The 24,446-nt window shown below is 43.8% G+C and carries 23 protein-coding genes; 6 read left to right on the forward strand and 17 right to left on the reverse strand.

From position 1 onward, the window contains the following. Positions 1-18: 18 nt before the first annotated feature. The 7 genes from acpP to yceD form a co-directional block, all read right to left on the reverse strand. Positions 19-252: an acyl carrier protein gene (gene acpP, locus R7E38_RS14225; protein ID WP_004406112.1), complete on the reverse strand. Its 234-nt coding sequence runs from the start codon at positions 250-252 to the stop codon at positions 19-21. Positions 253-498: 246 nt separating this feature from the next. Continuing rightward, complete coding sequence (gene fabG / locus R7E38_RS14230) at positions 499-1,233, reverse strand: 3-oxoacyl-ACP reductase FabG (protein ID WP_318081848.1); 735 nt, start codon at positions 1,231-1,233, stop codon at positions 499-501. Positions 1,234-1,278: 45 nt separating this feature from the next. Then, a complete protein-coding gene (gene fabD / locus R7E38_RS14235; protein WP_005387313.1) occupies positions 1,279-2,202 on the reverse strand; it encodes an ACP S-malonyltransferase in 924 nt (307 codons plus the stop codon). Between the two features lie 75 nt (positions 2,203-2,277). Then, positions 2,278-3,228: a beta-ketoacyl-ACP synthase III gene (locus R7E38_RS14240; protein WP_017821385.1), complete on the reverse strand. Its 951-nt coding sequence runs from the start codon at positions 3,226-3,228 to the stop codon at positions 2,278-2,280. A 5-nt stretch (positions 3,229-3,233) separates the two neighbouring features. After that, a complete protein-coding gene (gene plsX / locus R7E38_RS14245) occupies positions 3,234-4,259 on the reverse strand; it encodes a phosphate acyltransferase PlsX (RefSeq protein ID WP_318081847.1) in 1,026 nt (341 codons plus the stop codon). Positions 4,260-4,269: 10 nt separating this feature from the next. Beyond that, positions 4,270-4,440, reverse strand: coding sequence for a 50S ribosomal protein L32 (gene rpmF / locus R7E38_RS14250; RefSeq protein ID WP_005396978.1), 171 nt, complete (start codon positions 4,438-4,440; stop codon positions 4,270-4,272). Positions 4,441-4,499: 59 nt separating this feature from the next. Then, complete coding sequence (yceD, locus tag R7E38_RS14255) at positions 4,500-5,024, reverse strand: 23S rRNA accumulation protein YceD (RefSeq protein ID WP_005387307.1); 525 nt, start codon at positions 5,022-5,024, stop codon at positions 4,500-4,502. Between the two features lie 149 nt (positions 5,025-5,173). Here yceD and R7E38_RS14260 point away from each other — a divergent pair, with 149 nt between their 5' ends. After that, on the forward strand, positions 5,174-5,755 hold the full coding sequence (locus R7E38_RS14260) for a Maf family protein (RefSeq protein ID WP_005380845.1): 582 nt from the start codon (positions 5,174-5,176) through the stop codon (positions 5,753-5,755). Between the two features lie 58 nt (positions 5,756-5,813). Here the strand turns inward: R7E38_RS14260 and rluC are convergent, their stop codons facing one another. Continuing rightward, entirely contained in the window at positions 5,814-6,758 is a 945-nt protein-coding gene (gene rluC / locus R7E38_RS14265) for a 23S rRNA pseudouridine(955/2504/2580) synthase RluC (RefSeq protein ID WP_021033985.1), read from the reverse strand. Between the two features lie 639 nt (positions 6,759-7,397). Between rluC and rne the strand changes: the two genes are divergently transcribed. Together rne and R7E38_RS14275 are read left to right on the forward strand one after the other, a co-directional pair. Next, positions 7,398-10,487 carry a ribonuclease E gene (gene rne / locus R7E38_RS14270; RefSeq protein WP_226083591.1) on the forward strand — a complete coding sequence of 1,030 codons (3,090 nt, stop codon included), beginning with the start codon at positions 7,398-7,400 and terminating at the stop codon, positions 10,485-10,487. Between the two features lie 332 nt (positions 10,488-10,819). After that, complete coding sequence (locus tag R7E38_RS14275) at positions 10,820-12,379, forward strand: SulP family inorganic anion transporter (RefSeq protein WP_005380840.1); 1,560 nt, start codon at positions 10,820-10,822, stop codon at positions 12,377-12,379. Positions 12,380-12,439: 60 nt separating this feature from the next. Here the strand turns inward: R7E38_RS14275 and R7E38_RS14280 are convergent, their stop codons facing one another. Continuing rightward, positions 12,440-12,889, reverse strand: a complete 450-nt coding sequence (locus R7E38_RS14280; RefSeq protein WP_053304232.1) for a low molecular weight protein-tyrosine-phosphatase — start codon at positions 12,887-12,889, stop codon at positions 12,440-12,442. A gap of 117 nt (positions 12,890-13,006) precedes the next feature. Here R7E38_RS14280 and cobO point away from each other — a divergent pair, with 117 nt between their 5' ends. Further along, positions 13,007-13,612: a cob(I)yrinic acid a,c-diamide adenosyltransferase gene (gene cobO, locus R7E38_RS14285; protein WP_005380837.1), complete on the forward strand. Its 606-nt coding sequence runs from the start codon at positions 13,007-13,009 to the stop codon at positions 13,610-13,612. A gap of 62 nt (positions 13,613-13,674) precedes the next feature. Here cobO and R7E38_RS14290 read toward each other — a convergent pair whose 3' ends face one another. From R7E38_RS14290 to apbC, 3 genes are all read right to left on the reverse strand, one after another. After that, positions 13,675-15,762 carry an AsmA family protein gene (locus R7E38_RS14290; RefSeq protein WP_226083592.1) on the reverse strand — a complete coding sequence of 696 codons (2,088 nt, stop codon included), beginning with the start codon at positions 15,760-15,762 and terminating at the stop codon, positions 13,675-13,677. Positions 15,763-15,950: 188 nt separating this feature from the next. Next, a complete protein-coding gene (gene udk, locus R7E38_RS14295) occupies positions 15,951-16,592 on the reverse strand; it encodes a uridine kinase (RefSeq protein ID WP_005380833.1) in 642 nt (213 codons plus the stop codon). A 180-nt stretch (positions 16,593-16,772) separates the two neighbouring features. Next, on the reverse strand, positions 16,773-17,849 hold the full coding sequence (gene apbC, locus R7E38_RS14300; protein WP_054574796.1) for an iron-sulfur cluster carrier protein ApbC: 1,077 nt from the start codon (positions 17,847-17,849) through the stop codon (positions 16,773-16,775). Between the two features lie 162 nt (positions 17,850-18,011). Here apbC and metG point away from each other — a divergent pair, with 162 nt between their 5' ends. Beyond that, positions 18,012-20,087, forward strand: coding sequence for a methionine--tRNA ligase (gene metG / locus R7E38_RS14305; RefSeq protein WP_064354181.1), 2,076 nt, complete (start codon positions 18,012-18,014; stop codon positions 20,085-20,087). 78 nt (positions 20,088-20,165) lie between these two features. Here metG and R7E38_RS14310 read toward each other — a convergent pair whose 3' ends face one another. The 4 genes from R7E38_RS14310 to R7E38_RS14325 all read right to left on the reverse strand — a co-directional run bounded on the left by R7E38_RS14310 (position 20,166) and on the right by R7E38_RS14325 (position 22,017). Then, a complete protein-coding gene (locus tag R7E38_RS14310) occupies positions 20,166-20,411 on the reverse strand; it encodes a hypothetical protein (RefSeq protein ID WP_226975267.1) in 246 nt (81 codons plus the stop codon). Between the two features lie 182 nt (positions 20,412-20,593). Next, a complete protein-coding gene (locus tag R7E38_RS14315) occupies positions 20,594-20,932 on the reverse strand; it encodes a hypothetical protein (protein WP_062730501.1) in 339 nt (112 codons plus the stop codon). A 10-nt stretch (positions 20,933-20,942) separates the two neighbouring features. Next, positions 20,943-21,587 carry a hypothetical protein gene (locus tag R7E38_RS14320; protein ID WP_226083593.1) on the reverse strand — a complete coding sequence of 215 codons (645 nt, stop codon included), beginning with the start codon at positions 21,585-21,587 and terminating at the stop codon, positions 20,943-20,945. Between the two features lie 91 nt (positions 21,588-21,678). Next, complete coding sequence (locus R7E38_RS14325) at positions 21,679-22,017, reverse strand: hypothetical protein (protein ID WP_238852703.1); 339 nt, start codon at positions 22,015-22,017, stop codon at positions 21,679-21,681. A gap of 310 nt (positions 22,018-22,327) precedes the next feature. Between R7E38_RS14325 and R7E38_RS14330 the strand changes: the two genes are divergently transcribed. Beyond that, positions 22,328-23,137 (forward strand): hypothetical protein, encoded by an 810-nt coding sequence (locus R7E38_RS14330; RefSeq protein WP_017821380.1) that lies wholly within the window; start codon positions 22,328-22,330, stop codon positions 23,135-23,137. A 110-nt stretch (positions 23,138-23,247) separates the two neighbouring features. Here R7E38_RS14330 and fadR read toward each other — a convergent pair whose 3' ends face one another. Next, complete coding sequence (gene fadR / locus R7E38_RS14335) at positions 23,248-24,087, reverse strand: fatty acid metabolism transcriptional regulator FadR (protein ID WP_226083595.1); 840 nt, start codon at positions 24,085-24,087, stop codon at positions 23,248-23,250. Between the last annotated feature and the right edge of the window lie 359 nt (positions 24,088-24,446).

The raw sequence follows: 24,446 nt of genomic DNA on the forward strand, positions 1-24,446 counted from the left end.
ACCGCCTGGGAGAGCTAATTACTGAGCGCTGTTTACGTAGTCGATTGCAGCTTGAACAGTAGTGATCTTCTCAGCTTCTTCGTCAGGAATCTCAGTGTCGAATTCCTCTTCTAGAGCCATAACTAGTTCTACAGTGTCTAGAGAATCAGCACCTAGATCGTCAACGAAAGAAGCTTCGTTTTTAACTTCTGCTTCGTCTACACCTAGCTGTTCAACAATGATTTTCTTTACGCGTTCTTCGATGTTGCTCATTTTTCTTTTCCTTTACAGATTTCGCCTAATGCGATGATTCCGTAGTTTATTCGAACTATTGAAAGTTGCAAGGGGGTCCTTGCTGGTCAAACCACAAAATTAGCGAATTTAACCGAATTTCAATACATTTTTGACTTAAATCATGCACAAATCTTGCGCATAAGCATGACAAGTTCATGACAGTTAACTGCAACTATAGGCTATTTTTCACAATGTAAAATAGCTTATTTTGCATAAACTGTCGCATTAAACCATGTACATGCCACCATTTACATGCAAAGTTTCACCAGTAATGTACGCTGCTTCAGGAGAAGCAAGGAAAACTACTGCTGATGCAATTTCACGTGGGTCACCTAAACGACCTGCTGGCACGTTCGACAATGTTGCCGCACGTTGGTCATCATTTAGTGCCTTAGTCATGTCAGTTTCGATGAAACCAGGAGCAACAGTGTTCACTGTTACACCACGAGACGCAACTTCACGAGCCATTGATTTAGTAAAACCAATCACGCCCGCTTTCGCTGCTGCGTAGTTAGTTTGACCAGCATTACCCATGGTACCAACAACAGAGCCTACGTTGATGATACGACCCGCACGTTTTTTCATCATACCGCGTAAAACCGCTTTAGACATGCGGTAGATTGGCGTTAGGTTGGTATCGATGATGTTGTTCCACTCATCATCTTTCATGCGCATCAATAGGTTGTCACGAGTAATACCAGCGTTATTCACCAGAATATCGATCACACCAAATTCTTCGTTGATCGTTTTTAATGTCGCTTCGATAGACTCGACATCAGTCACGTTAAGCGCTAAGCCTTTACCGTTATCACCAAGATACTCGCTGATAGCAGCCGCACCACTTTCAGAAGTAGCAGTACCGATAACCGTAGCACCTCGCTCGACAAGAAGTTCCGCGATCGCGCGGCCAATACCACGGCTTGCGCCGGTAACTAGCGCGATCTTACCTTCTAGATTCATCATGTTGTGTTTCCTTTTCTTATCGCAAATTTATCGCTTGATGGATTACTTCGCAGCGTCTAGCGATGCGATATCATTCACTGCGGCTGCAGTTAGCGTTTTCACGATACGTTTTGTTAGACCTGTTAAAACTTTACCAGGACCAAGCTCAAGAAGATTTTCTACGCCTTGTTCGTGCATCAGTTCAACTGTCTCAGTCCAACGAACTGGGCTATGTAGCTGACGAACAAGCGCATCTTTGATTTTTGCAGGATCTGTCTCAGCAACCACATCAACGTTGTTGATAACTGGCAGCTGTGGTGAGTTAAATTCGATAGACTCGAGAGCTACAGCAAGTTTTTCCGCTGCTGGCTTCATAAGTGCACAGTGTGAAGGTACTGAAACAGGAAGAGGAAGCGCACGCTTCGCACCAGCTTCTTTACATAGCGCACCAGCTCGCTCTACTGCGTCTTTGCTACCAGCGATAACGACTTGACCAGGCGAGTTAAAGTTTACTGGAGAGACCACTTCGCCTTGCGCTGCGTCTTCACACGCTTTTGCAATCGCATCATCAGCCAAACCGATAATCGCGTACATTGCGCCAGTACCAGCTGGTACTGCTTCTTGCATAAGTTGACCACGTAATTCAACCAGCTTGATGGCTTCTTTAAAGTCAATAACACCCGCACATACAAGTGCTGAGTACTCACCTAGGCTGTGACCGGCTAGGTTTGCTGGTTGCTCTAAGCCAAGTTCCTGCCATACACGCCAGATTGCAACAGATGAAGCTAGCAAAGCTGGTTGAGTACGGAAAGTCTCGTTTAAATCTTCTGCAGGTCCATTTTGAACAAGCGCCCATAGATCGTAACCTAGTGCGTCAGATGCTTCTGCAAATGTTTGTTTTACTACGTCATATTGTTCGCCTAGTTCTGCAAGCATACCTACAGCTTGAGAACCTTGACCTGGAAATACGATAGCAAACTTGCTCATGTTGTTTTCCTTTAAGCAAAGTAAAAAGAAATAAGATGCACCAAGTGCACCTTAAATTTTGAATTCTTGTGAAACTTAGAACTTCACAAGGGCCGAGCCCCAAGTGAATCCGCCGCCAAACGCTTCAAGAAGCAGAGTTTGACCGCGTTTAATACGACCATCACGTACCGCTTCATCTAGTGCTGTTGGCACCGTCGCAGCTGATGTGTTGCCGTGTTTATCAAGTGTAATCACGACTTGGTCTAGTGACATCGAAAGTTTCTTCGCTGTCGCTGAAATAATGCGGTAGTTCGCTTGGTGCGGCACTAGCCAGTCTAGTTCAGACTTATGCATGTTGTTGGCTTCAAGCGTATCTTTTACTAGTTTCGATAGCTGAGTGACAGCGACTTTGAATACTTCGTTCCCAGCCATATGAAGCCATTTATCCGCATCTTGCCCCCGCACAGGTACAGGTAGGCTTAGAAGCTCTCCGAATTGACCATCCGAGTATATGTGGGTAGAGATAATGCCAGGCTCTTGGCTAGCGCCTACGACAACGGCTCCGGCACCATCACCAAATAGGATAATGGTTGAACGGTCTGTCGGATCACACGTTTTAGACAAAGCATCTGAACCAATCACAAGTACGTTTTTGCACATACCAGATTTGATATGTTGGTCTGCAACAGATAATGCGTACACAAAACCAGAACAAGCAGCGGCTAAGTCAAAAGCTGGACAACCTTTAATGCCAAGCTTTGCCTGCACCTGACACGCAGATGAAGGGAAAGTATGGCTACTGCTCGTTGTGGCTACGATAATCAGGTCGATATCGTTTTTATCAATACCCGCCATATCGATAGCGTTTTCAGCTGCGTAGAATGCCATGTCTGCTACAGTCTCGTTTTCTGCAGCAATTCGACGCTCTTTAATACCCGTGCGAGCAACGATCCACTCATCACTTGTATCTACCATTTTCTCTAGATCTGCGTTTGTACGCACCTGAGATGGCAGGTAGCTGCCAGTACCTAAAATTTTGCTATACATGAAGACTAATAATGCCTCTCGAGTAAAACCGCTTCCAAACGATCGCTAATACGGCTTGGTACTTGTCGTTTGACCTCGTGTACTGCCTCGCCAAGTGCATTGACAATCGCAGATACATCCGCACTTCCATGGCTTTTTATGACAATGCCGCGCAATCCTAGCAAACTTGCGCCGTTATACTGGTCGGGGTTCAGTGTTTTTAGTTCATTAAACAGCCTAGAAAACAACTTTCTAGCTATCCAACCCTTTATCGTTGATGCCATTATGCTGGTTTTAATTTTTTCGATAAAAAGTTGAGCTGTTCCCTCACTGGCTTTTAAGCATACGTTGCCGACAAATCCATCACAAACAATGACGTCAGCAACATCATGCAAAATTTGATTACCTTCAATATAACCGACAAAGTTAATCGCATCGGTCTGAGAAAGCATTTCTGCGCAACGTTTGACTAAATCGTTACCTTTAATCTCTTCTGCGCCAATATTGAGTACAGCAACGCGAGGAGGACGACCCAAGTGTTCTTCAGCTAATGCACTGCCCATTACAGCAAATTGGAACAAGCTATCAGCATCGCACGATACATTCGCCCCCAGATCTAGCATCCAAGTGCGCTTTCCGGTAATCGTCGGTAAAGCGGAAACTAAAGCAGGACGTTCAATGCCAGGAAGTAACTTAAGAATGAAACGCGATAGTGCCATTAATGCACCGGTGTTGCCACCACTAACACAAGCATCCGCTTTCTGCTCAGAAACCAAATCGATAGCCATACGCATAGAACTATTTTGGCTATTACGCAACGCCAATGAAGGTTTTTCTGAGTTCGAGATAACTTTCTCGCTGTGAAGAATAGTCAAGCGGGAACTGGTCGAGGTACCGAGTTGAGATAATTGAGACGTGATCAGAGATTGCTCACCAATAAGAATCACTTTTAGCTCTGGGAAATGAGACAGTGCCTGCACGGCGGCAGGCACTGTTACGCGTGGACCGAAATCCCCGCCCATTGCATCAAGTGCAACGGTAATACTTTGCAAAGGTTCAACCTTACTTGTTGATAACCTTTTGACCACGGTAGTAACCTTCAGCAGTTACGTTGTGGCGTAGGTGAGTTTCACCAGAAGTCGCGTCTACAGATAGAGCAGCTGTAGTTAGCGCATCGTGTGAACGACGCATACCGCGCTTAGAACGAGTTTTACGGTTTTTCTGTACGGCCATTGACCCTACTCCTATACTATTGGGTTAAAAACCTGAAGAAGAATCGGCTACCACACCTATTACTTTTTCAGACTTTTCAAAACGTCGAATGGATTCGGTTTTTCTTCCTCAATTTCTTCAGGAATCTCACCAAAAACCATGTTATTTGAATCAACGCTACAATCCGCTTCATCGTGCATCGCAATTTGAGGTAATGCTAAGATGAACTCGTCTTCAACAAGTTGTATGAGGTCTAATTCACCATATTCATTTAGATCTACCAAATCATAAATTTCTGGTGCTTCCTGTTCTGTTTTCTCACCGTAGTAAGGAGTAGAAAGGAATTCAACTTCGCACTCATGTGCGAATACCTCATTACAACGCTGACACTCTAAATCGACTTCGATGTTAGCTTTACCAGAGATAACAACGAGTCGCTGTTCATCCATCCCAAATGACAATGAGACTTCTGCGTCGCGTTTTACGCCTTCAGTTGTTTCCACTAAGCGCTTGAAAAGACTAGCTTGGATGATGCCATCGTAATCCAATCGTTTCTGTGCAGCTTTAGCTGGGTCAACCGTTCGCGGTATTTTTACCTTTTGCATAGGGCGCGAATATTATCTTCCAAATCAAAATTAGTCAAAGAAAAAGGCAAAAAAGTTGTACTTTTTTGCGCTTAACATACAGAGCATTAGCCAGAATCATTTTTGATCGATTATCCTATTGGAAATGCTCCCACGAATTGTAATTCAAAATGAAAAATTACCAACTGGTTTTAGCCTCAACTTCCCCTTTTCGTAAACAACTGCTTGAAAAGCTCTCACTACCATTCGTTTGTTTATCACCTGATTGCGATGAAACACCTTTTGACCAAGAAACGCCAACTGAACTTGTGCAGAGACTGGCCCAAGAGAAAGCAATATCTTGCCAGACGGATAAAGCAAGTTTAGTTATCGGCAGTGACCAAGTTTGTGTCATTAATGGTGAAATCGTTGGCAAGCCTTTAAATAGAGATAACGCGATAAATCAACTTTTGGCTCAAAGTGGAAAAGTCATCACTTTCTATACTGGTCTTGCGGTACATAACACCGTGACAAACCATACAGAAGTCGGCTTTGATTCTTTCGAGGTGCACTTTAGAGATTTAACGCTTGAACAAATCGAACGCTACGTCGACAGGGAAGAACCTTTTTACTGCGCAGGCAGCTTTAAAAGCGAAGGCATGGGAATTTGCTTGTTTACGAAATTAGTTGGTAAAGACCCGAACACACTTGTCGGACTACCATTGATTGATTTGATTGATATGTTGCATGTTCAAGGACTCGATGTCCTTTAACCCAAATACGATAAAAGGGAGCCTGTGGCTCCCTTTTGCATCCGCGAGGAAAACATGGTTACGCGTTTCTTAAACCCGCCAACACTTTTTCTAGTTTCGGTTCCATCGGTGCGTTGATTTCCATCCACTCATCATTTGATGGGTGTTGGAACTTGATGTTTGCCGCGTGTAGGAACAAACGATCTAAACCAACTTGACCTGTATAAGCATCAAAGCGGCGATCACCGTAGCGATCATCCCAAGCGATTGGGTGACCAGTGTATTGCGTATGAACTCGGATTTGGTGAGTTCGACCAGTAATCGGACTCGCCTGAATCAATGTAGCTTGTTCGAACTTTTCCAAAATCTTAAAACGCGTTTCTGACGGCTTACCATTAGGGTTAACACGAACAATACTGTTCACTTCGTTTTTGAGCAGTGGCGCGTTCACAACCTTACAACTGCTTTTCCATTGCCCCATGACAAGAGCTAAGTAAAACTTCTTTACTGTCTTTTCACGAAACTGGGCTTGCAAGTGACGAAGTGCAGAACGCTTCTTAGCAACCAGCAAAATCCCTGAAGTATCACGGTCAATACGATGCACAAGTTCAAGAAAGCGAGCTTGAGGACGCAGAGCCCTAAGCGCTTCAATCGCACCAAACTTTAAACCACTGCCACCATGCACAGCGGTGCCAGATGGTTTGTTTAGAATCAACATATGATCATCTTCGAAGATAATCATATTTTCCAACTCAGCGACTTTGTTAAGTTTCGTACTTGGTGCGACATCGTCATCTTTTTTCTCGACGGTAACCGGTGGAATACGAACGAGATCGCCTGCTTTTAACTTGTACTCTGCTTTTATACGCTTTTTATTTACGCGCACTTCGCCCTTACGCACAATTCTGTAAATCATGCTTTTAGGAATGTCTTTTAATTGGTTGCGCAAAAAATTATCAATGCGCTGACCCGCCATATCTTCGTCAATGTCGACGAACTGGACTTTTGTTCTTATTTCGTTCATGAGCCGTATTGTAAACTCAATTTCGTGCGACTTCACATTATTCTTGTCGTAAAAGAAACACTCGGTGGCACATACTGGTCTAAATTTCGCCAAGCTTTTGTTTAAATTATTAAAACTCTCAATCAAGTTCTCAATTTGTTTTCTGTCTTGAACAGTTTGCACATCTCAATTGCTTATGAAACAGCCAGTTATAAAATAGAAATTTTGAGTTTAGCGGCAAATTTTCTATCGTTTGCGTGAAAGCAGATTGCTGATAGCCACGCGCACTGCTATAGTTCACAGCTGCTAAGGAAGGTTTGGTTACATTTTATTCATTACCAATCATTTATCCTCAAGCAATGTGAGTAGATCGTTGAAGGTCGAGTGCAGCATTGGCGTGAGACACATCGAATTCAACACTCTTGCCACCCTACTCCTCGCATATTCACGTTGAGTACCTACCGCCCAAATAGCGGGTCACAAGTCTACGTTTCCAACAGAAACCACAAGAGGCTTGTGATGACTGAAGTGCCCGAGAGCATCCCCTTCCAGCCGGGAGGCTGCAAAATACAAGCCATGGGATCAGGCACCGTGAAAGAGCGAAAAAACAGTGGCAAGTCGACAAGAAAGATATAAAAGAAAAGACAACGAGAATTTTCAATGAAAAGAATGTTAATTAACGCAACTCAAAAAGAAGAGTTGCGTGTCGCTCTGGTTGATGGCCAGCGACTTTTCGATCTTGATATCGAGAGTCCAGGTCATGAATCTAAAAAAGCGAATATCTACAAAGGACGTATCACACGTATCGAACCAAGCTTAGAAGCCGCATTTGTTGATTACGGCGCCGAGCGTCACGGTTTCCTCCCTCTCAAAGAAATTGCCCGCGAATATTTCCCTGAAGGTTACACCTACCAAGGTCGTCCAAGCATCAAAGAAGTGCTAACGGAAGGCCAAGAAGTTATCGTTCAAGTGGAAAAAGAAGAACGTGGAAGCAAGGGCGCAGCTCTTACTACTTTCATTTCTCTTGCTGGTAGTTACCTTGTTCTGATGCCTAACAACCCTCGTGCTGGCGGTATTTCTCGTCGAATCGAAGGTGACGAGCGTACTCAACTAAAAGCCGCATTAAGTACTTTGGAACTGCCTCAGGGCATGGGCCTAATCGTACGTACTGCTGGCGTTGGCAAGAGTGCTGAAGAGCTTGAGTGGGATTTGAATGTACTACTTAACCACTGGGGTGCAATCAAAGGTGCAGCGGACTCTAACCCTGCTCCATTCTTAATCCACCAAGAAAGTAACGTTATCGTTCGTGCAATCCGTGACTATTTGCGTCGTGATATTGGCGAAATCTTAATTGATAGCAACACCATCTACGAACGTGCAAAAGAGCACATTCAATTGGTGCGCCCTGATTTCCTTAACCGCGTTAAGAAATATGAAGGCGAAGTTCCACTATTCAGCCACTACCAAATCGAAAGCCAAATTGAATCGGCTTTCCAACGTGAAGTGCGTCTGCCATCTGGTGGTTCTATTGTTATTGACCCGACTGAAGCACTAACGTCTATCGATATCAACTCTGCTCGTGCAACCAAGGGCGGCGATATTGAAGAAACAGCTCTAAACACGAACCTAGAAGCAGCCGACGAAATTGCTCGCCAATTGCGTCTACGTGACTTAGGTGGCTTAGTGGTTATCGACTTTATCGATATGACCCCAGTTCGTCACCAACGAGAAGTAGAAAACCGTCTACGTGAAGCCGTTCGCCTTGACCGCGCTCGTGTACAAATCGGTCGTATTTCTCGCTTTGGTTTGTTGGAGATGTCACGCCAGCGCTTGAGCCCTTCTCTAGCAGAAGCAAGCCACCACATCTGTCCTCGCTGTAGCGGAACTGGTGTCGTTCGCGACAACGAATCTCTAGCACTTTCTGTACTTCGTTTAATTGAAGAGGAAGCGCTAAAAGACAACACAGCACAAGTACTTGCAGTCGTACCTGTGCCAATCGCCTCTTACTTATTGAACGAAAAACGTCGTTCAGTAAACCATATCGAACGCATTCAAGAAGTGAAAATTACGGTTGTTCCTAACTCTGATATGGAAACACCGCACTTTGAAGTTATCCGTGTTCGTGAAGGCGAAGAGTTCGATCTGATTTCTTACTTACTTCCTAAGAAACTGGAAGCAATGAAAGAAGCAGAAGGTAAAGAGCCAGCGGAAGTTGACGTAAAACCAAAACGAATTGAAGAGCCAGTTCTTAAAGGCTTTGCTGCTCCGTCTCAAACCGCACCTGCACCAGCAGCTAAACCAGCTCCTGAGGCGAAGAAGAAAGAACAAAACGTTGAACAAGAAGAGAAACCTGGATTGTTCAGCCGTCTGTTTAAAGCACTTGGTAGCTTCCTATTCGGTGGTTCTGAAGAAACAAAAGAAGAACAGAAACCTCAGGAAGAGAAAAAACCAAATCGCGATAATCGACGTAACAAACGTGATCGCAACGATCGTCGTCGCAATAACAACCAGCGTGATAATCGTGATAACCGCGACAATCGCGATAACCGACGTCGTCGTAAGCCTCGTGATGAGCAGGCTAATGAGCAAAACGAAGCTCAACAACAAACAAATAAACCGCAAAGCCGTAACCAAAAGCGTAAACCTAAAGCTCAACAGGCAGATAAAGCCCAAGAGCAGAAAGCAAACGCAAAAGTAGCGGAAAAAGGTCTGCAGCTAGCAGCGGAAGCTCGTACTGAAACAAAACCAGAAGAGAGCAAACCGAAGCAGCAAAATGCGAAAGCAGAAAAAGTGAAAGAGCGCCGCCAACGTCGCAAATTGAACAAGTCTGTACGCGTTAAGGACCAAGAAGCTATTGAGAAGAAAGCCGAAGAAACAGCGGTTAAGACTCAAGAAACGGTTGAAGCTAAAGTTGAAAAGCCAACAGAAGCAGCGGTAGAGGCACAGCAAGACAACAAGCAAGCAGAGTCTAAGCAACGTCGTAATCGTCGTTCGCCACGTCACCTGCGTGCAAGCGGCCAGCGTCGTCGCCGTGGCCGTGATCGCCGCCCTAACCCATTCCGCCTACGTAAGGGAGGTGTCGCTTCTCCTGAAATGGCTATGGGTAAAGTAATGCCACGTTACATTCCGAAACCAGCGCCTAAGAAGGAAGAGCGAGTTAAGGAAGAAGCTGTAGCAGCAGTACCTGCAATCCAAGGTGGCTTTGCTTGTCCAGAAATGGCAATGGGTAAAGTGATTATTCGTCGCGAGCAGCCTGTCGTAACAGATGCGCCAGTTGTTGAACACAAGGTTCAAGAAACCGTTGAAGCGAAAGTGGAAGCTCCAGTAGTAGAAGCACCCGTTGTGGAAGCACCTGCTGTGGAAACAGTAATCACAGAAAAAGCTGAATCAGCAGTAATAGAAACAGCATCGGTAGAGCCTATCGTTGAAACTCCTGTAACTGAACATGCTGAACCGGTTGATGCCATTGTAGAAACGGCACCTACTGAAGAGCCTATCGTCGAAGCAGAAAAAGAGATTGCGGCCGAAGCGCCAGTAGATAAACCAGAGCCTAAAGTCAAAGCCATTAAAGTTGCGGCTAAGCTAAACGCTAGCGCACCGATGACGAAAGCACCTGGCCCTCAAGAGCTACGCGAAATCACGGTTGCAGCAGCACCGTTCAAAACCGAACGTTACCAAGCTAAAGGTGCTGGTAGCCAAGTGGCTAAAAACCGTGCATCGGCAGAGATGACAAAGCCTAACTTTAACTAGGCTAAATCATTACGTTCAACTGCTTAACGGCATAAATAAATTAAAGGCTACCATCTGGTAGCCTTTTTTATCTTCATATTTGCCCAATAAATTGTTCATATAAATACCAATTCGTGATCACATTTGTACGCCATTATTCGTATCATTCTTGAACTTAATCACACTTTTCGGTAGCATGCGCCGACTCAAGTTTTCGACACCATTCTGATGCTGCTCTTTTAATACTACGGTTTACACTGCAATGTTTGATTAAAATTCAACCTTCCAGTGGCTTGTGCAAATACGAATATGTGTCGGGTTTAACTCATTGCAAAGAGAACTTAAAAACAAACATGTTCGAATTTCCCCAATTTTCTAAGCACTCCGTAAAAAATGATGTGCTATCAGGCTTAACCGTTGCGCTAGCATTGGTTCCTGAAGCTGTCGCATTTGCGTTCGTCGCAGGCGTAGATCCGATGGTCGGTCTTTACGCTGCATTCATCGTTGGTCTTATTACTTCCATTTTCGGTGGTCGTCCTGGCATGATCTCTGGTGCAACAGGTGCCATGGCAGTCGTAATGGTTTCGCTTGTCGCGACTCACGGTGTCCAGTACCTATTCGCAGCCATCATGCTCGCTGGTATTCTTCAAATTGCCGCTGGTATGTTTAAATTGGGTAAGTTCATCCGTATCGTACCTCACCCTGTGATGATCGGTTTTGTGAACGGTCTGGCTATTGTTATCTTCCTAGCTCAGTTGGGTCAGTTTAAAGCGCCAGACATCAACGGCATGCTTACTTGGCTACCACAAGACCAGATGCTGCTAATGCTTGGTTTGGTTGCGCTGACTATGGCAATCATTCACTTTCTACCAAAAATCACAACAGCTGTACCCTCTTCACTTGTTGCGATCGTAACGGTGACGGCTTTAGTGGTTGGCTTGGATCTGGAAACTCGCACTGTTGTTGACTTCCTGCGTACAATGTCTGGTGATGAAGCTGCAACACTCGCAGGTTCACTACCAACCTTCTCTATTCCTGCGGTACCATTTACACTAGAGACACTACAAATCATTCTTCCATACGCGATCATTCTCGCGGCCATTGGTCTAATTGAATCTCTACTAACACTGACAGTTTTAGATGAGATGACGAATACTCGTGGTCAATCTAACCGCGAATGTATCGGTCAAGGTATGGCAAACATGACGTGCTCTGTGTTTGGCGCAATGGGTGGTTGTGCGATGATTGGTCAGTCGATGATCAACGTAAACTCAGGTGGTCGTGGTCGTCTATCTGGTATCGTTGCGGCTATCGCTCTATTGATGTTTATCTTATTCGCATCTTCGCTAATTGAAATGATCCCACTCGCTGCTCTGGTTGGTGTGATGTTCATGGTTGTCATTGGTACATTCGAATGGGCAACATTTAAGCTAGCACGCCGCGTACCGAAGCAAGACTTCTTCGTTATTGTTCTTGTGACCGTTGTTACTGTTCTTACTGACCTTGCTGTTGCCGTAGCGGTTGGTGTTATCGTTTCTGCATTAATGTTTGCATGGCAACACGCTAAGCACATCTATGCCGACACGTGCTTAAACGAGGAAGGTTCAAAAGAGTACAAGATTCACGGCCCTATTTTCTTTGGCTCTGCGGCTAACTTCCTGGAGTTGTTTAACGCGCCTGAAGATCCAAAAGATGTGATTGTCGATTTTGCAGACTCTCGCGTGACTGATCACTCTGCAATTGAAGCCATTGAAACACTGGCTGAGCGTTACAATGCTCAAGGTAAAACGCTACACCTTCGTCACCTAAGCCCAGATTGTCGTAAACTTTTGGACAAAGCTGGCAGCTTGGTTGAAATTAACGTGAAGGAAGACCCAAGCTACAAAGTCGCAACCGACATACTAGCGGGTTAACACGAATAAAAAGGGATGAGCTGAGCTCATCCCTTTTTCTATTGTCTTCAAGCACGGCGATTATAGCTTCTTCAAAATTGCGTCTGATGCCTCTTCGATTAAATCAAGCACCAGTTCAAAGCCATCTTCCCCACCATAATATGGGTCCGGGACTTCGTCGTAAACTGACTCAGAATGACTTAAAAATAACGATACTTTGTGTCGATACTTCAACGGACAAATATCCAATAAATCGGCCAAATTTGCTTTATCTGCGGCTAATATAAGGTCAAACTTTTCAAAGTCATCAATGGTGACTTGGCGCGCTTGCATTCCTTTAAAAGAATAACCTCGCTGCTTTCCTGCTGCCATCGCTCTTGAATCCGGTCGGTTTCCTGCGTGGTAGCCAATTGTACCTGCCGAATCAACCTCTACTTCAACGCCTAGCTTTTGAGCTTTCGCTCTTAACACTGCCTCTCCAGTTGGTGACCGACAAATGTTTCCCATACAAACAACAAGTATTTTCTTCATTTTATTCCCTGAATTATCGGTGGTTTTTCTTCACGATATGTTGGTCTATCATAGCGAGATAAATCAATGAACCCAAATTAGCTTGGGCACAGCACGAAAAGGAATTGAGGAAGTATTATGTCTATCGAAGAAAATAAAGAAGCACGCCATAAAGCTCGCCAACAAAAAGTCAAAGAACAGGTAGACGCAAAAATCGCTGCTGCTCAAGAGGAAAAAGGTCTGCTACTGATCATTACCGGAAATGGTAAAGGTAAATCGACATCAGGATTCGGTACGATCGCACGCGCAGTGGGTCATGGTTTGAATTGTGCTGTCGCGCAGTTTATTAAAGGTACTTGGGACAACGGTGAGCGCAACCTACTTGAGAAACTCGGCGTTGAATTCCAAGTAATGGCAACCGGCTTTACGTGGGAAACTCAAAACAAAGCCGCTGATACCGAAGCAGCGCAAGGCGTATGGCAAGAATGTAAGCGCATGCTGCAAGACGACTCTATCGATGTCATCTTGTTTGACGAGCTAACTTATATGGTGAGCTACGGCTACATCGACTTAGACGAAGTGGTCGAAGCACTGAGCAACAGACCTAAAATGCAGTCGGTTATTATTACTGGGCGTGGCGCACATCGAACCCTGATTGAAATGGCCGATACCGTTTCTGAAGTGAAAAATGTAAAGCACGCATTTGAATCTGGCGTAAAAGCCCTCAAAGGCGTCGATTGGTAACACTCGCAGAGTAATTTAAAAAGGGTTGGCAAAATGCCAACCCTTTTGATTTTCACGCACGGTTAGTTGAAAAGATTCTTCAATAAACCATCGACCGCATCTTTGGTTTTCTCGTCTTTGATTTTGTCCGTTAGCTTCTCTACGCCACGATCGATTTCTTTCTGAGCTTTCTGCTTCAGAACATCATCGAATACGAGCTTGAATTTAGGTTCTGCCCACTTACCAGACACATTGATTGGAATCGTGATGTCTTTCAGCTCATCTATATCTTTACCGCCCTGGCCTTCTAGGCTGCCTACAACTGACGTGCTGATAGTAAAGTCGACTGTTTCATTAATGTAGTTTGCGGTACCTTTACCACGAACACGTAACAATGGAGACTGAGCTTGCATATTATCCGTTGATACAACACCTTTGTTGAGTTTCAATGTCGCCGTCATCGCACTGAAGTCTGTTTTCTTAGCTTCATTGGTGCCTTCAACTTTTTGCCCTTTAAATTTCGCATAGTTTTCACGAATCAACTGAGCAACGTTGATGCCATTCACCGCACCGTCAGCAAAGTTGATAACAACCGTACCAGATAGATTCTTCTTGATACCGGTAGGCGTGAGACTCTTACCTGTAACATTCACATCAATGTTACCTGTCCCTTCAAGTTTGTCGTTTTCAGCAACGTCTATAAGTAGCGGTTGAACTTTCACGCCTTTGATTGACTTTTTAACACTGTAAGTCGCTGGTGATTGGCGTGCATCTAACTTCGCTGTCGCTGAGATTGAGCCTTGGTACAACTTCGAACTAAAAGATGTAAGCTCAAACACGCCACGATTTACAGTGAAGCTCGTTTTTACCGCTTCCATCTTCGCATTTGCCGCTTTGAATTTGTCGATGGTAATGTCACCCTTTACATCTAACGTTTTCAACGCAGACAAATCAGGCTCAACCTCAGGTCCGGCAGGAGCACTCTCGCCACCAGAAGCAGGCTTATTACCTTCGGCAGCTTGCTTATCTAACCCTAAAAACTCATCAAGATCGATATTGGGGCTATGGAGAGCAAAGCGTACTTTAGGAATATCACCGAGTGTCACATCTGCCTTACCATCTAGGGCGATAGCATTCGCTGTTAACTTCTCTAGAACAAAACTCAGATGGTTTTTCGTTAGGTCGAAAGACAGATCAGACACCATGTCGACTTTCATCGGGGACTGAGGTAAAGCATCACCCTCAAAAGTCGATTTAAGAGTTAACTTATCCAACTGTACTTTGCTGATAGCCTTGTCCACGCTAAGTTGACCAGCACCCTGCATATCTAACTTCATACCACCAGCGTCACCCTTAATGGCATAAGTCAGGTTATTTACTTTATCGAATTCAAACGTGTCTAAACCGATCGTTGCCGATTCAATTTTATTGGCAGGGTCAGAGTATGTCGCATCAAAGTTGATGTTCTTTAGCGCGTAGTTTGCCAAACCTTTTTCTAGCTTAAAGTCTGCCTGACCTTTCGCGGTGAACTTTTGGTCGTTCATTTCGCCCTTCACGCCAAAATCAGCCGTTGTCCAGTTGTCAAAAGCGAATTCGGAAAGGTTTAATGAAATATCATAAAGTTTGGTGTAACTACCGGCTTGCTTATCCTGCATTTCTAATGAACCGTTAGAAACCGTAACGCCAGCAAGATTAATACTCCAATCAGAACCAGAAGTTTGCGTTTCACCATTTTGCGTAGGCGCAGCATTGCTCTCTTGTTCTGCTTGTTGTGTTTGGGCTTTCGTCAATGCATCAATATTCTTGCTGCCATCTTTCTTGGTTTCAATGTAGAACTCAGCACCATCAAGCGTGACGTTTCCAATTTCAAGCTGTTGACTAAAAAGTGGCATAACAGAGATGTCTACACCAACGGTATCAACTTTGAATAAATTGGGTTTACTAAAGCCTTGTGGGTTTCGCAATTCTGTATGTCCCAACTCAAAGCCAATTGATGGGAAAAATTGCCAACTGATATCCCCTTCAATCACCAACTCTAATCCCGTTTGCTTTTGCGCTTGCTCAACAATAAGGGGTTTAAACTGATTCGGATTGACGAAGATGGTTAACGCTAAAATTGCGACCAAAATGACCACAATCGGTATTGCTAGAATTAAGAGCAGTTTCTTCATTTGTTTTTCCTTGCTCGAGTGTTTTTACAATTATAAGCGCAGACTCCATTTGCCGCTGACAGTTCCACAAAAGCGTGAAAAGTGTCTGGTTTTAACCTGCAACTGACTAATTTAAAAACAAAAAAAGAAGTGGCACTTAAGGTGCCACTTCTTCTCCTAAAAATAAAGCGATATAGCCGTCTATAGGCTTAAGCTTTCAAAAGTCTTGCAATGTGAGCTTTTAATACATCAATTGCGATACGGTTTTTACCACCGCGAGGAACAATAATGTCCGCATATTGCTTAGAAGGTTCGATAAACTGCATGAACATCGGACGTACTGTTTGTTGGTATTGCTTAAGAACAGACTCCATAGTTCGGCCTCGTTCTTCCACATCACGCTTAACACGGCGAAGCAAGCAAATATCTAACGGTGTGTCCATAAATACTGTCGCATGCATCAAATCACGAAGACGAGGGTCTGTAAGAAGAAGGATACCTTCTAGAATGATCACCTTTTTAGGTGTCATTGTGGTGGTGTTAATTGTTCTTGTGTGCTCAGTGTAGCTGTACTCAGGCACTTCTACTGCTTCACCACGTACCAATTTTTCTAGGTGCTCACACAGTAGGTCGTGGTCCAACGCACTCGGGTGATCGTAGTTCGTCTTTACTCGCTCTTCCATGCTTAGGTGGCTTTGGTCGTTGTAATAGCAATCTTCCGTGATGACACCGATTTGATGATCGCCTACTTTCGCGCGAAGCTCATTATAAATAGTGCTCGCGATCAGACTTTTTCCAGAAGCAGAAGCGCCAGCAATACCTACGATGACGCATTGATTATTATCAGACATTAGTTTGCACCCGATGATGATTTCTAGTCACATAAAAAGATAAACTGCCTGATTATAGGGAGTTCACCCCATAGTTACTAGTTGGAATTAGGGTTTAGTCATAAGTTTCTGCCTGCTCAGAGGATTAACCTCCGAGCAAACGTTAAAATGTGCAATTATCAACCAACAGGCATAGTAAACTTAGTTCACCATTGTAAAGCTAATCGCATCTGGTTTTGCTTTGCCTTGCCAAAACATCGTGCTACATACGCGATCTGCAAGTTGCTTATAATACCCTGCATGCTCACTTTCTGGGCGTCTTGCTACCGTTGGCACGCCAGCGTCAATATCTTCTCTCATAGAGATATGAAGCGGAATTTGTCCTAACAATGCTAAGCCAAATTCTTGCGACATTTTTTCAGCTCCGCCCATACCAAAAATATGCTCTTTCGCGCCACATTGACTACAAATGTGATAACTCATGTTTTCCACAACACCAATAACCGGGACATGGACTTTGTTAAACATTGCCGCTCCCTTCCTTGCATCGGCAAGGGCTAAATCTTGCGGTGTTGTGACTAGCACGCTACCTGTTACCGGAATTTGTTGTGACAGAGTCAATTGAATATCCCCCGTACCTGGCGGCATATCAATCACCAAATAATCCAAATCTGGCCAATCTGTTTCAGTTAATAACTGCGACAACGCTTTTGAAGCCATTGGACCGCGCCATATCGCCGCTTCTGATTTATCCACCAAATAACCGATAGAATGAGTATAGATGCCGTGAGCAAAAATGGGTTCCATCCACTTGCCATCACGAACTTCTGGTTTAGCATCTTCTTGCCCCAACATCATAGGTACAGACGGACCATAGATATCTGCATCCAACAATCCCACTTTCGCCCCAGATTGAGCAATCGCCAACGCTAAGTTAACTGCGGTAGTAGATTTACCAACGCCACCTTTCGCAGAACTGACGGCAACGATGTTCTTAACACCCTTAACCGAGTTAGCCACTTGAGTTTCTAAAGCTTTAACTCCAAGGCGAATATTAAATGGGAATTCAGCCACTTTACCCGAGGCTTGCTGCTGTTTGATCCAGTCATGCAGTACGGTTTGAAGCTCATTACTTGCGAATGGCAACGTTATATCAATAGAACCCTGTGTCGTAATCGAAATTGCGCCATGAATATCTGCCCAGTTTTCCACCAACTGTGGATGTTGGAATTGGTTAAACCAGTGACAAAAATCTTGTTTTGAAGTGAACTGATGCATAAGCCCTCCTTTTAGATGTCATGCTACCACCGTCCAGGCGCAACCAGAACCCCAAAAAAACTAAGGCATTCCGCAGTTTGACACCTTGGAGTTAGTCAGTTCATGGGGTAGTATTATCCATCAAAATTTATTTATACCTATCAAGAAAAGCGAATATTAAGTATGGCAAACGATCCAAAAAACTTTCCGTCAAGGAAAATGCTGGTAACTTGTGCCCTTCCGTACGCTAACGGTTCGATCCACCTTGGTCATATGCTTGAGCATATCCAAGCGGACATTTGGGTTCGTTACCAACGCCTACGCGGCAACACTGTAAACTTCATCTGTGCTGACGATGCTCACGGCACGCCAATCATGCTTAAAGCGCAACAGATGGGTATTACTCCTGAAGAAATGATTGCCGCAGTTAGCGAAGAGCACCAAAAAGACTTCGCTGGATTTGATATCAGCTTTGATAACTACCACAGCACACACTCAGATGAGAACCGTGAGCTAGCGTCACACATTTATCTTGAGTTGAAGAAAAATGGCTTTATCTCTAGCCGCACTATCTCTCAGCTGTTCGATCCAGAAAAAGAGATGTTCTTACCGGACCGTTTCGTAAAAGGTACCTGTCCAAAATGTAAGTCTGAAGACCAGTACGGTGACAACTGTGACAACTGTGGTGAGACTTACAGCCCAACAGAACTGATCAATCCTAAATCTGCGGTTTCTGGTGCAACGCCAGTAATGAAAGATTCAGAGCACTTCTTCTTCGACCTGCCTCAGTTTGAAAGCATGCTAAAAGAGTGGACTCGCTCTGGCTCGCTACAAGCTGAAACAGCGAACAAAATGCAAGAATGGTTCGAATCTGGCTTGCAGCAGTGGGATATCTCACGTGATGCACCATACTTTGGCTTCGAGATCCCTGGTGAGAAGAACAAATTCTTCTACGTATGGCTAGACGCGCCTATCGGCTACATGGGCTCTTTCAAAAATCTATGTGACAAGCGCGACGACCTAGATTTCGACGAGTATTGGAAAAAAGACAGCTCAGCAGAGCTGTACCACTTCATCGGTAAAGACATCGTTTACTTCCACAGCCTATTTTGGCCAGCAATGCTAGAAGGTTCTGGCTTCCGCAAGCCTAACAACGTATTCGTACACGGTTACGTAACCGTAAACGGCGCAAAAATGTCGAAGTCTAAAGGTACGTTCGTAAAAGCAAGCACTTACCTAGAGCACCTAGACCCTGAGTGTCTACGTTACTACTACGCTGCGAAGCTAAACAGCCGTATCGACGATCTAGATCTTAACCTTGAAGACTTCACTCAGCGCGTAAACGCTGACGTTGTTAACAAGATCGTTAACCTGGCATCTCGTAACGCAGGTTTCATCGCGAAACGTTTTGAAGGAAAACTGTCTGACAACTTTGCTGAGCCTGAACTTTACAACGAATTTGTTGCTGCTGCTGACCGTATCGCTGAGCTTTACGAAACGCGTGAGTTTGGTCGTGCAATCCGTGAAATCACGGCATTGGCAGACAAAGCTAACCAATACGTTGATGAAAAAGCACCGTGGGTTGTAGCAAAAGAAGAAGGCAAAGATCAGGAACTACAAGACATCTGTTCTGTCGGTATCAACCTGTTCCGCGTACTGATGACTTACCTGAAACCAGTAATGCCATCGCTAGCTGCGCGTACTGAAGCGTTTCTAAACCAAGAGCTAACTTGGGAAAACATCGCTGCTCCACTAACAGACCACGAGATCACTAAGTTCAAAGCACTGTTCAACCGTATCGATCCGAAGAATGTTGAAGCGATGATCGAAGCATCTAAAGAAGATGCGGCGGCAGAAATGGCGGCGAAAGAGAAAGCAGAAGCGGAAAAGAACAAGGCTAGCGAAACTGAGCTAGACAAAGAGCCAATCGCTGAAGAGATTGAGTTCGATGCTTTTGCTGCAGTAGATATGCGTATCGCTCGTATCATCTCTTGTGAAGAAGTACCAAAAGCCAACAAACTGCTTAAGTTCCAATTGGACATCGGTGGTGAAACTCGTCAGGTATTCTCTGGCATCAAGTCAGCTTACAAACCTGAAGAGCTAGAAGGCAAACTAACGGTAATGGTTGCAAACCTAAAACCTCGTAAGATGAAGTTTGGTATGTCTGAAGGTATGATCCTAGCGGCAGGCCCTGGTGGTAGTGACCTGTGGATCCTTGAGCCACACGAAGGCGCTCAACCTGGTATGCGCGTAATGTAAGTATCTTTATTGAAAAGGCTTAACTAAATCAGTTAAGCCTTTTCTCGCAGTTAAGCTTATCGATTAAGCTTGATTGTACTACAAAGAGAATTCTTCTGGACCCCAAGTAATAATCGCGCCACATGCAAGGAAAAGTACAAAGCTGATCGTGACTACAAAAGCGAGAACTCGATCAAATGTCGTTGCGTATTTTAGTATTAACTGATCATCTACAAGTGATACTTTCGCAGGCTTGCCTCGCATTAAAACTGTAGTATACATTGGGAATCTAACCCCCCAGGTATCTCTATCCCAACCGACAGGGCCATGACCATCCTTCGACATCTTTTTCTCAATCCGCTTTACCGATATACGAATAAAAAACAAGGTACTCACTAGCCAAGTGCATCCAACAATAATGTTTACAATATTAAAATAAAACACTTTGTTCCCTTTACTAGGATTTGGCTTTTCAACTAGGCTTGTATTCACCGTTCTACAGAGCCCTGCGCTTAACTGGTTTTCACTCAGTACTCTTCAGGCCCCAACCCCATTACTGCTCCCAAAGCAAGTGCCATCACGAAGCTTATTGTGACAATATACGCAAGCACTCGGTCAAAGACCGTCGCGTACTTTAGAATAAGTTTGTCTTCTACCAGCGATACTTTCGCAGGTTTACCTCGCATCAACACTGAGGCGTACATGGGAAATCTAAAACCCCACCCATTTCTGTCCCAGCCAATTGGATCATGACCATCCTGCAATATTTTTGTCTCAATCCGCTTTGCTGATACACGAATAAAAACCAATGTGCTCAGTAACCATGTCCAACCAACAATCATCACTATAAGATCGAAACAAAACACAACTACTCCTTTAAAACCAATTTACTTTAGAGCTAGTTTCATAGGTTTTTTCTGCTAAACCTTGCCCAAACCAATCACCCATTTTTGCAGCCGCATAACCAGCCCCTAAACCAACACCTATTAATACTACTACTCCAAATGGGCCAGCAGCCAAAGCGACTCCCATTCCAGATACAATCACTTTGGATGTAGTCCAAACGCCAGCAGCGTTGCTCGCACCAAACCCTGCAACTTCCATTGCTGCTCTTTTTTGCCAATTTTCTCCGTTATTCTTGGCATTTCGAACATTGTTAAAGCGAACACCAGCATCAATCATGATGATCTTTTTACCCACAATACTAGAGCTTTGTTCAAGAAATCGAATTGAGCGGATGTTAGCTATAGATGTTAAATGTAACTTAGTTATATCCCTACCGCTTCGCGCGATATTGACAGCCCTATTCGGGTTGCTCCAAATGTTACCGCGGCTACTTTTAATTCGCCCTGCATGATGGGCAAGTTCTTTTGTAAATTTTGCATTCAAAGAACTATGAGCTTCTTTAACTCTATATCCAAGCTTCACAAGCTCCTTTTTCTGCGCACCATTTCGTGAGGCTGTACGTACATCTAGTAAGGCATTTTGATATTTGAGCAAAGCTTTCCCGAAATTACTCAATCTGACTTGCTTTTCATTAACCGCCGTAGCGGCAGCACCTGCTGCAGTATACTCATCGATTTCCCCCCCCCCATAGTATGATTAGTAGCATCTAAAAAGGCTTAATCTCTTTTTCATAGAGGAGGGCTACCGCTTGTAAGTTTTCATCGCCAAACTCACTTGTTAGATTGGCTACATTTCTTTTGGTTTCTTGTGACCAACTTTTTACAGTATCAAGAGCACAAGCTATATCAGGTCTCTCGCTACGCAACTTAGCTATGTTGATCACAGAGCCTTCGTTCAGTATGAAAGGAGTACCTGCGGGAATAAAACTACCAAATATATGTGGGTTGTCCTTACGAAACTGAAGGTACCTATCCTCATCATTTGTATCGATAGGGAGCGTTATCTTTGAGTGAGTACTGAAGCATAGGTCGAATTTATTAGACAAATTAATTACCTCGAACAATCAACAAAATAGACAACTTATATCATATGAAGTGTTCGAATATTTTAATTTCTAAACATTGTGACTTGAATCAGACTAAAAAGTAATCAATATGTGACTCACAAAGAATAACGCGTACACCAAGCATCGACACCGAATAATCAACCATATTCACAAATTTGGTGAATCCATGCACCAACAACGACCATTCAAAAAGAACATTCAATATAACCAATTGTTTAAATTGAGTTTTTGTTTGGCATCAAAACTGCAATCTTCCTTGTTAGGTCCAAACACTAACAAGGAGTTGGTTATGTTTGTTTTGATTTCCACACTATTGTCCATCGCTATTTTAGCCGGAATATATCACTTATCTTCTAAACGAGAGCAGCAACATGCGCGCAAATATCAGCTGTTAACATTGTTGCGAGATGTTGTTCACCTTCTGAGACACCACCGAGCTGCTACTCACTACTCGCTTCAATTTCAACAAAACGATCAACAAAAATTGGACGCTCTTCATGATGCTCTGACTAACAAGCTGCATCTTTTAGTCGAAACATCACGGTTTGAAAACAAACCCATGTATCGCGTATTACAGATTAAAGTAGGGAAACTACTTGAACAATGGAATGACCATAGTGTTGCAAGAAACCAGATGGAGCATGGTAAGTTAATTCGTCATTGCTTGTTTTTGATGGATGAAGTAACCATCGCATGGCTAGCGGTTGAGCAAAGAGATGACTTGCATAATGAGTATCACATGAACTGGCAAAACATTATGGATAGCTTGGAGACCCTGACTCAGTTACGAATCAGCATTCAAGATTTAGGAGAGCAAGGCGGAAATGAGCGTTTCAAAAACTATGCATCGGTCATGATGCGTAAGCTAAACCAACTAGCGGTTATCGCTCCACTTAGCATTACCTCTCCTGCTTCCACGCGCTCAATACAGACGCTAAATGAATACGTGACAGGGAGTCATGTCGACTTAACAGAAGCAGAGCTTTATGGCGTCACATCGGACTTGTCATTGACCATCTTCAATACTTACGACCATGTCCTTTCAGATGTCGTAGAGTCATTATATCTACCGTTACCCAGACTCTCGCTAGCAGGATAAACGTTCCATGCCTTATTATTGGTGCTAGGTCCGTCGCCGACTTATAAATAAAAACAAAAAAACCGCAGGCCTAAGGCACTGCGGTTTTCGTTTATCCAACTTGTCAGCGCTTAGCTGTCGTCTTCCGTGAAGTTCGTTGGTAATTGCTTTTTCATTTCGTTCCAGATCAACGCACTTTCCATACCATAATGACGAATCACTACTGGTAGTTGCTCACGCTGGCCACTTTCACAAGTTTCGAGCAATTGATGGTAAAACTTCAGAGCTAGCTCACGAGAAGCTGGATTTGAGAAGTAGTAGCTACCGACACGATCGTAGAGCTTCTTCAAACCATTAAAGATCAAACCGTAAATTTGATTTCCTGAATGGAATGCTAGGCGCTGGAAAAGCATATAATCGTAAAAGTTGAACGTTTTAGCAATCAAGATTTCTTGACGCTTCGCTTCATCTTTCTCGTTATCTTCTTTCACATTCTGCAGAACTTTTTCAGCATACGGCGAGGAAGCGATGAATTCGTCCCAGGAAGCCGCATTCATTAAAGCTTCACAAGATTCGATTACGTTCTTAATTGTACGCTCAGAGCTCTCTTTGTTCGCTTTAAATGCATAGCGCATAAAGAGAGGACTGATGTTGGTACGTGCCGCAAGCAGATCTTCTACAATGTTTGTCGCATTATCAACGTCTAGCGTCATTAAAGTATCCAAAATATGCAGACCAGAGGTCTCCATAAATTGGTTAACTTTCGTAGGTTTGCCGTGCTGGATAGTCAACCATCCGTCACGGGCTAGTCGTTGAAGAACCTCTCTTAAAGTCGTTCGAGTAACACCAATCAGTTCGGACAGCTCGCGCTCAGCAGGTAAAATTGAGCCTGGAGGAAAACGGCCGTTCCAAATGCTCTCGATAATATATTTTTCTGCGAATCCCGCAGGGCTTTTCGCCTTTATGACCATTCTACTTTTTATCCAATATTGATTTCTGAGGGTCGATACTACTCATCATACCACTACTTAGCGGTTTGAGAAAATTTACGATCAATAGTGGAAACGACTCCATAACATAGAGTTAATACTCTATATGTTGTGTCAATTTAAGAGGCTCTAACATGCGAGCGAAAGCAGTAAAATATGAATTTTCATTTAATTAAACAGCTCACAAATCTCGGAGAAATAAAGACAACCGTGTCACATTTTTATATTCAAAATATGAAAAATTACTTTGTATATCACAGTTAATATTCTTTCTTAATTTGCCTTTTCTCGTCACTGACCGTCATTTAAAATCCAAGAGGATTTTTTTAAGACTTTCATGG

Origin of the sequence: Vibrio sp. Vb2131 (assembly GCF_033338535.1) — a bacterium.
Classification (GTDB): domain Bacteria; phylum Pseudomonadota; class Gammaproteobacteria; order Enterobacterales; family Vibrionaceae; genus Vibrio; species Vibrio alginolyticus.

Excerpts from the sequence above, each read along its gene's own strand:
- acpP (WP_004406112.1), bottom strand. The coding sequence starts at position 252 with ATGAGCAACATCGAAGAACGCGTAAAGAAAATCATTGTTGAACAGCTA.
- fabG (WP_318081848.1), bottom strand. The coding sequence starts at position 1,233 with ATGAATCTAGAAGGTAAGATCGCGCTAGTTACCGGCGCAAGCCGTGGT.
- fabD (WP_005387313.1), bottom strand. The coding sequence starts at position 2,202 with ATGAGCAAGTTTGCTATCGTATTTCCAGGTCAAGGTTCTCAAGCTGTA.
- R7E38_RS14240 (WP_017821385.1), bottom strand. The coding sequence starts at position 3,228 with ATGTATAGCAAAATTTTAGGTACTGGCAGCTACCTGCCATCTCAGGTG.
- rpmF (WP_005396978.1), bottom strand. The coding sequence starts at position 4,440 with ATGGCCGTACAGAAAAACCGTAAAACTCGTTCTAAGCGCGGTATGCGT.
- yceD (WP_005387307.1), bottom strand. The coding sequence starts at position 5,024 with ATGCAAAAGGTAAAAATACCGCGAACGGTTGACCCAGCTAAAGCTGCA.
- R7E38_RS14260 (WP_005380845.1), top strand. The coding sequence starts at position 5,174 with ATGAAAAATTACCAACTGGTTTTAGCCTCAACTTCCCCTTTTCGTAAA.
- rluC (WP_021033985.1), bottom strand. The coding sequence starts at position 6,758 with ATGAACGAAATAAGAACAAAAGTCCAGTTCGTCGACATTGACGAAGAT.
- rne (WP_226083591.1), top strand. The coding sequence starts at position 7,398 with ATGAAAAGAATGTTAATTAACGCAACTCAAAAAGAAGAGTTGCGTGTC.
- R7E38_RS14275 (WP_005380840.1), top strand. The coding sequence starts at position 10,820 with ATGTTCGAATTTCCCCAATTTTCTAAGCACTCCGTAAAAAATGATGTG.
- R7E38_RS14280 (WP_053304232.1), bottom strand. The coding sequence starts at position 12,889 with ATGAAGAAAATACTTGTTGTTTGTATGGGAAACATTTGTCGGTCACCA.
- cobO (WP_005380837.1), top strand. The coding sequence starts at position 13,007 with ATGTCTATCGAAGAAAATAAAGAAGCACGCCATAAAGCTCGCCAACAA.
- R7E38_RS14290 (WP_226083592.1), bottom strand. The coding sequence starts at position 15,762 with ATGAAGAAACTGCTCTTAATTCTAGCAATACCGATTGTGGTCATTTTG.
- udk (WP_005380833.1), bottom strand. The coding sequence starts at position 16,592 with ATGTCTGATAATAATCAATGCGTCATCGTAGGTATTGCTGGCGCTTCT.
- apbC (WP_054574796.1), bottom strand. The coding sequence starts at position 17,849 with ATGCATCAGTTCACTTCAAAACAAGATTTTTGTCACTGGTTTAACCAA.
- metG (WP_064354181.1), top strand. The coding sequence starts at position 18,012 with ATGGCAAACGATCCAAAAAACTTTCCGTCAAGGAAAATGCTGGTAACT.
- R7E38_RS14310 (WP_226975267.1), bottom strand. The coding sequence starts at position 20,411 with ATGTCGAAGGATGGTCATGGCCCTGTCGGTTGGGATAGAGATACCTGG.
- R7E38_RS14330 (WP_017821380.1), top strand. The coding sequence starts at position 22,328 with ATGTTTGTTTTGATTTCCACACTATTGTCCATCGCTATTTTAGCCGGA.
- fadR (WP_226083595.1), bottom strand. The coding sequence starts at position 24,087 with ATGGTCATAAAGGCGAAAAGCCCTGCGGGATTCGCAGAAAAATATATT.